General features: G+C 62.0%; 9 protein-coding genes. 8 read left to right on the top strand and 1 reads right to left on the bottom strand.

Annotated elements, in window-relative coordinates; translation table 11 throughout:
- Positions 1-13 precede the first annotated feature (13 nt).
- The 3 genes from ABWK72_RS22095 to ABWK72_RS22085 all read left to right on the top strand — a co-directional run bounded on the left by ABWK72_RS22095 (position 14) and on the right by ABWK72_RS22085 (position 2,478).
- On the top strand, positions 14-823 hold the full coding sequence (locus tag ABWK72_RS22095; protein WP_367871746.1) for a PA14 domain-containing protein: 810 nt from the start codon (positions 14-16) through the stop codon (positions 821-823).
- A 366-nt stretch (positions 824-1,189) separates the two neighbouring features.
- Positions 1,190-1,831 carry a hypothetical protein gene (locus ABWK72_RS22090; RefSeq protein WP_367871745.1) on the top strand — a complete coding sequence of 214 codons (642 nt, stop codon included), beginning with the start codon at positions 1,190-1,192 and terminating at the stop codon, positions 1,829-1,831.
- Between the two features lie 188 nt (positions 1,832-2,019).
- Positions 2,020-2,478, top strand: a complete 459-nt coding sequence (locus tag ABWK72_RS22085) for a hypothetical protein (protein ID WP_367871744.1) — start codon at positions 2,020-2,022, stop codon at positions 2,476-2,478.
- Between the two features lie 205 nt (positions 2,479-2,683).
- On the opposite strand, the gene ABWK72_RS22080 is transcribed toward ABWK72_RS22085, so the two are convergent.
- On the bottom strand, positions 2,684-3,763 hold the full coding sequence (locus tag ABWK72_RS22080) for a hypothetical protein (protein ID WP_367871743.1): 1,080 nt from the start codon (positions 3,761-3,763) through the stop codon (positions 2,684-2,686).
- A 230-nt stretch (positions 3,764-3,993) separates the two neighbouring features.
- Here ABWK72_RS22080 and ABWK72_RS22075 point away from each other — a divergent pair, with 230 nt between their 5' ends.
- The 5 genes from ABWK72_RS22075 to ABWK72_RS22055 all read left to right on the top strand — a co-directional run bounded on the left by ABWK72_RS22075 (position 3,994) and on the right by ABWK72_RS22055 (position 11,200).
- Entirely contained in the window at positions 3,994-5,244 is a 1,251-nt protein-coding gene (locus tag ABWK72_RS22075; protein ID WP_367871742.1) for an MFS transporter, read from the top strand.
- A gap of 25 nt (positions 5,245-5,269) precedes the next feature.
- Entirely contained in the window at positions 5,270-7,168 is a 1,899-nt protein-coding gene (locus tag ABWK72_RS22070; RefSeq protein ID WP_367871741.1) for a hypothetical protein, read from the top strand.
- 110 nt (positions 7,169-7,278) lie between these two features.
- Complete coding sequence (locus ABWK72_RS22065; protein ID WP_367871740.1) at positions 7,279-8,490, top strand: hypothetical protein; 1,212 nt, start codon at positions 7,279-7,281, stop codon at positions 8,488-8,490.
- Positions 8,477-9,775, top strand: a complete 1,299-nt coding sequence (locus tag ABWK72_RS22060; RefSeq protein ID WP_367871739.1) for a hypothetical protein — start codon at positions 8,477-8,479, stop codon at positions 9,773-9,775. Before ABWK72_RS22065 ends, ABWK72_RS22060 begins: the two co-directional genes overlap by 14 nt.
- A gap of 123 nt (positions 9,776-9,898) precedes the next feature.
- Positions 9,899-11,200 (top strand): hypothetical protein, encoded by a 1,302-nt coding sequence (locus ABWK72_RS22055; protein WP_367871738.1) that lies wholly within the window; start codon positions 9,899-9,901, stop codon positions 11,198-11,200.
- Positions 11,201-11,397: the final 197 nt, after the last annotated feature.

Below are 11,397 nucleotides of genomic sequence, written 5' to 3'. Positions count from 1 at the left end.
TCCATCACCCGCCGTGGCTCCCTTCATCCAAAATCTCACCACCGCCGCCGCACTCGCCGCGGTCTGCGGCGGCTCCCGCATGCACGCCCAGGGCATCGAGGAAGGCTCGGCATTCGGCTCACCGGTGAAGACCACCGGCTCGATGATCGGCATCTTCTACGACCTGAAGCAGAACCAGAAGCGGCAGCCGGTGAAGGTGAACTATCTTGAAGTGATGGGCCGCTTCCTCGACAGCGGCTGGGACGAGAGCGTCCTCCGCGGCTTCTTCCGCGGCACCCGCCCGATCTACGCCACCGAGGTCTTCATCCACACCATGCGCGCCACCGCCGCACCGCATGCCTTCCAGCTCGCGGATGTGGTGCAGCCGTCCTATTGGTTCGTGATCTACAAGGCTCAGGTCTCCCCGCCGGAAGACGGCACCTACCGCTTCGTCGGTATCGCGGACGACGTCATGGCCGTCGCGGTGAACGGCAAGACCACCCTCGTCTCGAACTGGGAGTCCACGCCGAACCGGAGCAAGTGGCAGCAATCCAGCGCTTCCAAAGCCGAGGACTTCCGCGTCTGGGCCGGCCCCCTCCGCCACGGTGATTGGTTCGAAGCCCGCAAAGGCCAGCCCATCGACCTCGACATCCTCATGGGCGAATACCCCGGCAACATCTTCGGTGCCTGGCTCCTCATCGAAAAGCAAGGCGCCACCTACTCCCGCAACTCCGAAGGCAAGCCCGAGCTCCCCGTCTTCCAAGTCCGCGCGAAGTCCATCACCGCCGCCTTCCAGGACGTCCCCTTCACGACGAACTCACCGCCGTGGACGTGTCATGAGTGAGGGAGTTCCCGCACTCGATAAACACCGGGCGTCCTGGTTGCTGGGCTCTCAAGCCTTGAAGAGAGAGGCGGACGAAGACCGGGCATCGCAACTTCCGGGCTCCTGAGCCTTGAAGAGGCGGCAGGGAAATAGCCCGGGGTAAGCGGAGCGCAACCCCGGGTCACCGCCCACCACGAGACGTCCCCTGAAGGGGGACCGGGAGGCCGGTTGATACCGACACGTCCCGGTGAAAACAGGCCTCTTCCGATGGGCTCATTCAGACCGCCGCAATTCAAGACTAAAGGACCGACCCAAGCAACGCCCAATCGAGGCGTTGACGGGGTCCGAGTTGACAGTTAGAGACAGGTCATGTCTCTAAAGATTTCGATGAGCTGGGCCGTGGTGAGCTTTGGGGTTCTGGCGTTCACTGGCTTGATTGACCCGTTGCAAGCTCAAGACAAGGCCGAGAAATCCGATCAACAGAAGCTTCCGGGTTCAACGAAGGGATTGGGCGTTTTCCTCGTGAATACGACTTGGGACCTTGGCGGGGGGAAGATCTTCCGGTTTCGCGGCGATGGCTCCATGGTCATGCCCTATCACGACTGCAAATGGAAGCCAACAGGTCCCCGGAAGGTGGAGATGTTTTCGCCCGACTGGAAGCATGTGATCGAATTCCCGGAAGACATGACGACCCTCGAAGTGAGTGACAAAGAGTGGAAAGGCAAGATGGTGCGACGTCTCGCTCCGGCCGTGGACGACAAGAAACTCGAAGCGATTCTGGTGAAACTCGATTGGGCCCGCGTCACCAAGGAAGGTGCGGAACCGTTCAAGATCGCCAACCATGGAAAGATTCTCGATACCGGGAAAGTGTGGAAGTCCTGGGAACTCCACGACGGCTTGCTTCTCATCAAAGGCAAGAAGGGCGAAAAGGAGGTGAAGGATGAATTCTATCTGAAGGAAGATAAAGAGCCCTACACGCTCGAATTTCCCGACCCGGGCAGCGATCGTTCAAAACTTCAGCAACGCTAATCGCTTCCCTCCGATCGGGACATTATCAATTCGATTGGGGTCATAGCCTGTTACACTACAGACTGGGCGAGTCCTCCGGAGAGGGTCGGTCCTTGAATTTTGAGACGGCCTCTGAGTCCACACAAGATTCAAGGACTGGCCCCACCGCCTGTGATTGTGCCGCAGCTGGAAACGAAACATGCTGCTAAATGATGGAACCCATCTCCTCCCCGCACCACCCGCGCTTTCTCGCTCCAAAGCTCTCCTATCTTTCCGGATGGTGCACCTTGTTGCTCGCCGCGTTATCGACCAGTTGCGGACTGGTGGAAAAGCATCATCTCGTGGGCAGTTACTATCTCGTTGCCGAGGATGCCCCCCAGCAAATGAAGGTCGTCTTCAATCTGAATCCGGGCGAGCGGCAGTCGTACCTGAGGATTGGCGAGATGGTTTATGCCGTGGGATGGGATCACAATTATATCGTCGCCAAACAACACCCCGAAAACAATCGCAGGATCGACCACTACTATTATTTGGACATCAAGAAGGATTACGAATCCGCAGCTCCGCGCAGCTCCGTGGTTGGACCGCTCACGGAGCTCGAGTTCAAAAGAAGGCAAGCCGACCTGGGTTTGCCGGGATTTCGCCTCACGATCGAATCACTCCAATGACTCACGACCCGTCGTCGCCACCAATCCGCGTCGCACCACTCGGCGGGATCAGCCCTAAGAGGCTGTCTTAAAAAGGAAGGGACCGCTCTCCGAGCGGTCCGGCTTATGGCGGTGCTCCAATCCGAACCGGCAGCGTAGCGGGGCTCCAAGCCGTCCCCCGCCGGACCTTTCGGAGAAAGGTCCCTGCCTTCGCCAGCTTCTAAGATCAGTGCCCCGACTCCCCGGGCACTTCCGGAATACCCGGATCATCCAGAATCTGCACCGCCGTCGCATCGCCGAGCGCCTTCCAATCTTGCAGCACCCAGACCACCTTCTTGTCCGGAGTCACTTCAATCAGCTGCGGGCCCTCGCCGTTCTTCCCGCGCGAGGTGAAGATCGTATTCCCGTTCGCCAGCCGCGTGCAGGTTTGCGGGGCGGAGGCGAAGCGGTATTCCGCCGGGAGATCCGTGTTGCAATTGAACTCCCAGACCGTTTCGCCCTTGGCATTCACCTCGCGTGAGAGGCTGTCCTTTTCGTTCGTGATCAGCGTATTGCCGTTCTTGAGGCGGATCGCAGCCCAAGGCTGGTTGATCTCGTACTTCCAGATCTCCTTGAAGTCCTTGTCGTATTCCACCACGCGGTTCCCCACCAGATAGGAAATCAGATAGGTTCCCTGCGCGGTCACGCGGGCGCGCCGGAATTGCCCGTGAACGCCTGTTCCTGCCTCGATCGGAATCTCGCGGTCCACCTCCACGGCACCGGTCTTGATGTTGATCACCTTCAGCTTCGGCGGCAGGCCGTTCTCCACGAACATGACCTTGTCCAACCCGATCGGCTGGCAGGCATGGATCTCGGTCTTCTTCTCATCTTTGGAGAGATTGCAATCGTAGCGCCACACCACCTTCTTGTCCGGCGTGATCATCGCGACATAGGTCATCCGGCTGTAGAGGATGTTGCCATTGGAAAGCATCCACACATCGTCGTATTCGGGACCGACCCCGGTGGCATAGGTCCAGATCACCTTGCCCTCCTTGACCAGGAACATCGTGTTGCAGTTCTCCCCGACATACAGCATCGGGTGCTGCGCGAGGCCCTTGCCGGGCAGGTCGGAACGGGTGATCCCGTTCGTCCCCCGCTCCGGGACCGCGATCTCGCTCGGCGCGAACGCAGGCACATCGGCCGCCGTGAAAAGATGCAGGACGTCCATGCACGGCGTCGCTGCCGGGGCTTTGGCGGCACCAGCCAGGATGGCCACCAGGCCAAGGACCGGGAAGAGCGCCAGGGAAGAGCGGGATTTCGTTTCCATGTTCCTTGTGAAGCTTGAGCTAGTTGAAACCGAGGAGGATCGGCTCGCCACCTCCCTACCGGATGCCCAGGCAGCTTGGCCCGACCCCACCGCTTGGCAAGCATGCCATCCGGCAGCGGGATCGCAGAAATCATAGGCAACCCCAAAACCGCCGAATCATCCGGCTCGGGGCGCCCGTAAAGGAAACAAACCCAGCCATCAAGACCGCCTTTCCGATGTGAAGCATCATCATGCCCCCTTCACCCGCTACCCCGGCCGACCCACCGGCGATCATCCCTTCCCGCAAGCGCTGGATCATCCTCATACTGCTATTCCTGGCCGCTGTCCTGAACTACGTGGACCGGAATGTCCTGTCCATGCTCGCCCCCACCATCCAGGCGGACATCGGCATCGACGATCAGCAATACTCGCGCGTCCTCAGCGCATTTCTGGTCGCCTATACCATCGCCTGCATCTTCTCCGGTCGCATCGTCGATTGGCTGGGCAGCCGCCTGAGTCTGGCCTTGTTCGTCAGTTGGTGGTCGCTCTCCCACGCCCTCGCCGCCTTCGCCCGCGGCCCCGTCTCCATGGGCTTCTTCCGCTCCCTGCTGGGACTCGGCGAGGCCGGCGGCTGGACCGCTTCCCCCAAGGCGATCCAGGAATGGTTCCCGCCCACCGAGCGCGGCATGGGAGTCGGCGTCTATTCCATGGGCGGCTCCGTCGGCGCGATGGTCGCGCCCTTGATCGTGATTCCGATTGCCCTGGCCACCTCCTGGCATTGGGCCTTTGTCCTCACCGGAGCCGTCGGATTCGCATGGCTCATCCCGTGGCTGATCGTCAATCGCAACCCCACCTATGCCGATCCCGCACCCCCGGCGGACCGGGACCCCGGAGCCGAACTCGTCCTCTGGAAATCCGTCTTCAAGCAGCGCGCCGTCTGGTTCTTCATGCTCGCCCGGATGTTCACCGATGCCGTCTGGTACTTCTATCTGTTCTGGATGCCCAAGTACCTCCACGACGCCCGCGGCCTGAGCCAGGAGGATCTTAAAATCATGTGGGTCGTCTTCCTGATGGCGGATATCGGGTTCGTCTTCGGCGGCATCCTTTCCGGACGCCTCTTGAAACGCGGCATGAACGCTCCCGCGGCACGCCTCTGGCTGATGCTCGCCACGGCCCTCATCATCCCAATTTCCCCACTCGTGGCGATTGTCCCCTCCACCGCCATCGCGATTGCGATCGGGTCCATCATCGCCATGGCCCATGCCTCATGGTTGAGCAATATCACCGCGCTCATCGTGGACATCATCCCGAAACGGATCATGGCCACCACCTTCGGCGTCATCGCCGCAGGCAGCGCCGCCGGCGGGATCTTCATGAATGAACTGGTGTCGTGGATGGTCAGGGATTTCTCCTACACTCCGGTATTCTTCGTGATGGCGCTCATGCATCCCACCGGCATCGCGCTACTCTGGCAGTTCCGGCGGACGAGCCCGCAGATCTGAAAAGGTCGCCCGGCCATCACCCCTCATGGACACCCTCATCCACAGATCCCCTGTCCTAGCCCTCCTCCTGGCCGCGGCCGCATCCGCCGCGCCAGCCACCCCGCAGGAGAAAATCGCGGAGATCTATCTCAACCAGAGCGGCTTCAACCTCGGCAAACCGAAGCGCTTCACCGCGCCGACGCTCGCCAATGGCACGCCCTTCATCCTCCGCCCGGCCAAGGACACCACCGCGGTCGTGGCACGCGGCATCATCAAGAACCACATCGGGGATTTCTCCAGCTTCGATCCCTCCGGCAACGATGAATACGTCGTCGAGGCAGGCGGCATCACCTCGGTCCCCTTCCGCATTGGCCGCTGGTGGCTGGAACGCGTGACCTATCAGAACGCCATCGATTTCATGATCGATAGCCGCCACCACGTCGGCAACGACCGCGCCGTCTGCGCCGGTTCTTTCGGCTGGCGCGATGACCACCACTTCGGCTGGGAACTGCGCACCCTCGTCCCGCAGTTTCTATCAAACCCATCCGCCTACGAGCGCATGCCGCGGCAGGTGAACTATGAGAAGCCCGGGGACCGGAAACTCTGGGGTGCCCTCGAACCCTATCAAGACGATGCCCCGGACCTCGTGAAACTCATCCATTGGGGCGCGGACGTCATCGTCAGCCAAAAGCTCGGCCATGAGATGCTGAAATCCGAGCTCGCGTGGTTCCTCTACGCCTGGCCCGCGCTCGAACCCTACCTTCCCACCCAGAACTATCAGGCGGTGCGGGACTACGCCTTCGCCACCTGGGCCCATCCCGCATCCGACCGCCGCTATCCCTACGACGAAAGCCCGGAACACAACCTGCTAGCCCTCAAGACTAGGCTCGGCACCACCAAGGGTGGCCTGCCGCCCGGCTTCTCCGTCGCCCCGAATCTCCTGATGTCCGAAGTGGCCAAACGCGAGAAGCGCCCCGACGCCGCGATCTATTTCGACGCCGCCTTCAAGCAGGCCGAGTGGATGGTGACGCACCTCGATTGGAATGACCCGCTCGTCACCAAGGGCCAGCGGATGAGCGAGTTCATCACGATCACCGGCCTCGCCCACTTCCTCCGCGAGTATCCCGACCGCGCCCCCGCAGGCCTCGCCGAGAAGCTCAACGGTTGGGCGCAAGTCGTCGTCCGCCGCTCGGACAATCTCTGGGACTTTCGCAAGCTCGATGACAAGGACGGCTGGACCCCCATGGGTGACTCCCGGGAGAAATGGAACGAACCCGGCAATGTCGCCGGCCTTCCCGCTCCCATCCTCGCCGCCCGCGAATTCATCACCGACCCACCCGTCCGCCAGCGCCTCGATGAAATCACCTGGGCGCATTTCGATGGCATGTTCGGGCGCAATCCCGTCGGCCGCCATTTCTCCTACGACGCGCCGCGGGAGATCGAAGGCGTCGAGAACGGCTGGTTCAGGTTTTACCCCGGCGGCATCGGTCGTCTCGCGGACGCGCGCTTCGTCATCGATGGCAGCCCGAAGAACGCCCACTACCCCTATCATCCGGAAGTGGGCGACATCGGCTGGACCGAGGGCTGGATCCAGTTCAACACCGCCTTCAATGCCAGCCTCGCCTATCTCGCCCGCAGCGAGAGCAGCATCGCGCTCACGAAATCCGGTGACCAACTCATCGTCCGTCTCACCGCCCCGCTCGATTTCGACTACGCCAGGATCGAGTCCGGCACCGTCACCATCCTCAGCGGTACGGCTGACCGGGAACGGCTCACCGTCACCGAGGATTCACCCCATTCCGCGACCTTCACCGGCCGGATCAGACTCGTCCCGGACCAATCCGGCATCAAGTCGGACGGCATGCTTCAATACCCGTCCGGCACCACCCTCCAGGTCTCGCACGGCTTCGGCTACATTGGCACCCACGCGACCCTCCACCCCTGACATGCCCACTTCACCGGCAGCACCTGGATCGGCTCCGCGAAGATGCAGACAGCAAAAGGAAGCGGCGGAGTTATTGACCTGAAGTCTCCTGTCACCTTCTCTCAAACCACATGCTTTCCTGGAAAACTCGGCTTCTTCTCGGTGCGGCGACCCTCGGGCTTGCCACATGGATAGGTTACCGGGCGGAGCGTCATATCACGGATGCCGCGGGGAACAATCCGCTGACCTTCCGCTCGGTGGTCAGGCGCGTGATGGCACCGAAGTCGCAGACCGAGTTGATCAAGCGTCTGAATCAGCTCCGCCATGGAGCGGGACGCAGCGAGTTGGGTGATCGGGAGATTGCGGAGTGCTGGTCGATCATCCGTGGCTTCACCCTTGAGGATGTGCAGGCAGGCCTGGCAGAGATCCCGGCAAAGCCGCCCTACCAAGCCAACCAAGCCTTGATCGGCATGCTCTTCTTCCGCTGGGCCCAGCTCGATCCGGAGGCAGCCGTGCAGGCGGCCCTCAAGCCCGAGCACGAGCAGAACTATTTCATTCTGATGGCGGTCGGCGCGGCGTGGGCCGCGAAGGACCCCGAAGCGGCGCTGCGCTGGTCGGCCACCAGCGACTCGCGCTTTGCCAAGAACGTCTTCGGTCGCGCCGCCGGCCGGATGCTCGCGGCCCAAGACCCGGAGCACGCACTCGCCAAGGTAACCACGGAGTTCCCGCAGGGGCTCTTCGGCGTGGTGGAGGCTCTCGTCCAGCGCAGTGAAACTCCCGAATCCCGGCTGGAACTGTTTTCGAAACTGAAAGCCCTGCCGGATCCGAAGGCCCTCGATTACTGCCTGACGCTCCTCACCAACCGCATCTACTATCAAAACCCGGAAACCCTGCGCTCCATGCTCGCCGATGTCGAAGCCGCCGACCTCCCGCCCGAAAAGCTGGCAAGGATCAAACAGACCATCGAGAGCTCCCTGAAATTCGAAGCGCCCGAAGAATCCTTCGGAGCCATCCTGAAGCCGGGCTCAGCCAGCACCGAAAGCGAGCAGAAGAATGCCTACAACTCCTGGGCCAACTCGAAGCCGGAGGAGGCCTCGGCATGGGCGGTAGCCAATGGCCGCACCGACCTCGTGGCGGACATCGTGAAAAACCAAGTCATGAGCCGGCTGCGCGCGGGCTGGCAGATGGGGAAACGCGATTTGGGATCCACCATCATGTCCGATACCTTGACCCCGCAATTCGAAGCTTGGCAGAAGCAGGACCCGCAGGCCGTCGCTGCCTGGCTCCAGACCATGCCGCTCGATGTCCGTAACTATTACTCGAAGGATCATGCCGCGCATTAAGCCGATCCTCTCCACCGGCCTGCTGCTTGCCTGTCTGGCGCTCCTGGCATTCCTCGGCTCCAAGGCGGGTCGCCTGATCGCGCGTTCGGGAATCGTCCACTCCGCCTCCTCGGCCAAGAAACCCGGGGAACGCGAGGCCTCGCCCCGGCAAGCCGCTGGTAACACCCAGGCGCTGCGGGCCGACCTGGTGGCCGCTTCCGTCCGCAAGCTGAATGCGCTCGCCGCAGGAAGCCCCGGCCTCCAGACCGACTGGGAGACACAGGCGGAGATGGATGGGATCATTGCCAAGCTCTCTGCGGAAGAACTGGCTGAGGTTTTCGCCGGAATAAGCTCCAGCTATGGGGACGGCTTCCAGATCCTGAACACGAAGCTCGGTGCCGCCTGGATGGCCATGGATCCGGACGCCGCCTTGAAGGCGGCCTTGGCCAAGCAGCCCAAGAACAGCTCCCACTTGGCCGGCGCGATCTTCTCATCTTGGGCGAATCATGATCCGAAGGGCGCACTCGCATGGTTGAACTCCGCGGAGATGCCCGCGGGCTCTTCCACGCTGCGGGAAGACCTCCGCGTGGGGGCGCTCTATCAATTGTTGGAGCGCGACTTCGACCTCGCGACTTCGGAATACCTCAAGGTCAGCGGCCCTTCGGCATTGGTCGGTCCCGGCGGGCTCATGGGCATTTGGGGAGAAGGATACGCGGACGATCCGGTGATGCGTGGCCGCCTGGTGGAATTCGCCAAGAGCACCGGCCGGCCGCAGGACTTTGCCAACCTGAACCGCGAGCTGCTGCGCAGGTGGCCGCAGGAAGACGCGATGGGAACGATGAACTACCTGCAGGAACTACGCTCCTATCTGGAATCCGATGCGGTGCCGGCGGATGCGCGGCCCGAGGTGGATGCCAAGGCGGTGGGCGCAGCCATCTTCCGCGAATATGACCGCCCGGCGCTCGAATGGTGGATGGAACGCTATGGCCAGAGCAACGAGACGCCCATGCCGCTCAAGCACGCGATGGACGATTGGGCGGAGAAGTATCCGGACGCCATGTTGAATTGGTTCCAAGAGCAGCCACCCAGCCCGCAGCGCGATGCGCTCGCCGCCTCCGTGGTGCCCAGCCTGATCACCCGGAAACGGTTCGAGGATGCAGTAAGGAGCATCGAAAGCATGCAGGACCCCTCTCACCGCCAAGCCTCGGCCGAGCGCCTGAATCTTCTCTGGAGCGAGCAGGACGCCGCGGCTGCCGCAGCATGGCGGGACAGCCTGCCGGCGGGCACGCTCCCCAATCCTGAGTGAAACACCGGACAGCTCTTCCCGCCGGGGAAGCAGAGCCGCGTTGACGGGATTCCAGCGTCCGGGTGATCGGCCATCCGTTCAAGCTTGTTCGTGAATGCCAAATATCTTAGAGATCAAAATGAAGTGGCGATCGAACACACTAGGATCATCTGGCGGGCCTTGGCTGGCTCGGCGCTGCTGATCGCGCTGCTCCTGGCGCTGAAGAATTCCGACGCCCTCCCCTTTTCCTCCCGTCTCACAAAAGCCGGCGGCATCACCCCGGGCGACGCGCCGAAGTCCGAAGCGGACCGAACCAAGCCGCTGCGCTCCGAGAGGGAGATCCGACGGCTCGCCGAACGTTGGTACCAGCAGATCCTGGAGAAGCACCCCGAAATGGCGGTGACCTACAAGGAGGTGCCGGACAATGAGAATGGCTTCCTCAAGCTCTTGGATTTCATCGATCGTTACGGCAAGCACGGCTCGAATGGCATTCCGATGCCCGAAGAGATCGACTCAATGATCGGTGGAAAAAGCCCGTGGGATGCCGCGGTCTTCGCGAACTGGCTTGAAGACAATCGCGCCCTGATCGACGAGATCTCAGCCATCGGCCTCCTCCCCGCCCAATCGGTCAAGGGCATCGACATGGAGCGCCTCAAGTTCACCAACGCCCGGGTTCCTTACGATGCCACCAAGCTCTTGCTCGCCCGCGCCCGCCTCGCCATGGAACAAGGCGACGAAGCCACCGCGCTGCAGAGCGTGCAAGCCGCGCGCGGACTCGCCGATCACATGGACCGGATCGAGCTACCCCACATCCTCTCGGAAGCCGTCGCCATTCTCCTCCGCAATTCCGCGACGAAATATGTCCTCGATCATCTGCTTCCTCAGGCTTCGCCAGCCGGGCTCGCGGCCTGGCACGACCTGATGGGGAATGAAGCCGAAACGCCCGCCGATCTCGCCCACATCTTCCGCGGTGAATGGCATAACATGACCCGCAATTTCCTGCTTCCCGCCCTGCTCGGCGACCCCGCCGGCTTGCCGGATGGCTGGACCGGGCCTGCGGATCCGGATGCCGTCGTCGAGGCCTACCTCGCCTACTTCTCCAACCTTACCACCCGGATGAAGTCCTCGGCCTTGAACGAACTCGTGGATCTCTCTGCCATCCCTCCCGAGACAGGCGGTCTCTCCCCGGATGGTGCATCCATGCTGGATACACTCTCCATCGGATCCAGTGCTTGGTCAAAAAGCTGGACCCGTGCCCAAACCGATAGCGCCATCGCCCGAGCCGCCTTCCTCGCGGCAGTCGGCGGCGAGCTTCCGCTCGAACCTTACACCGGCAAGCCCTTCATCATCGACGAAGCCTCGGGCACCATCCGTGTTCCCGAAGATCCATGGTTCGAAAGCATGGATTACAAGCCGGTGAAGATTCCCACGCTGAGGACTCCTTGAGCGTATCGTCCTTCGTCTCCACCCCGGGCCTGCTTCGCGCACAGCGGGGCATCGGCTTCCCGCCCGGCTCCCAGGAAAACACCCGCTCCAAGCGCCGCCACGCAGGCTGTCGCTAACAGGATGATCGGCCCGTAGTCCAATCTCCGGGCCAAGAAGGAAATTCCTTCAAAGCCAACCCAGCGATTGAAAAAGTACGA

It is taken from the genome of Luteolibacter sp. Populi (genome assembly GCF_040801775.1).
GTDB lineage: Bacteria > Verrucomicrobiota > Verrucomicrobiia > Verrucomicrobiales > Akkermansiaceae > Haloferula.
This window is presented reverse-complemented; position numbering and strand designations above follow the sequence as displayed.

What these genes read in the sequence shown, in the direction of transcription:
- ABWK72_RS22090 (WP_367871745.1), top strand. Translation starts at nt 1,190, where the DNA reads ATGAGCTGGGCCGTGGTGAGCTTTGGGGTTCTGGCGTTCACTGGCTTG.
- ABWK72_RS22085 (WP_367871744.1), top strand. Translation starts at nt 2,020, where the DNA reads ATGATGGAACCCATCTCCTCCCCGCACCACCCGCGCTTTCTCGCTCCA.
- ABWK72_RS22080 (WP_367871743.1), bottom strand. Translation starts at nt 3,763, where the DNA reads ATGGAAACGAAATCCCGCTCTTCCCTGGCGCTCTTCCCGGTCCTTGGC.
- ABWK72_RS22075 (WP_367871742.1), top strand. Translation starts at nt 3,994, where the DNA reads ATGCCCCCTTCACCCGCTACCCCGGCCGACCCACCGGCGATCATCCCT.
- ABWK72_RS22070 (WP_367871741.1), top strand. Translation starts at nt 5,270, where the DNA reads ATGGACACCCTCATCCACAGATCCCCTGTCCTAGCCCTCCTCCTGGCC.
- ABWK72_RS22065 (WP_367871740.1), top strand. Translation starts at nt 7,279, where the DNA reads ATGCTTTCCTGGAAAACTCGGCTTCTTCTCGGTGCGGCGACCCTCGGG.
- ABWK72_RS22060 (WP_367871739.1), top strand. Translation starts at nt 8,477, where the DNA reads ATGCCGCGCATTAAGCCGATCCTCTCCACCGGCCTGCTGCTTGCCTGT.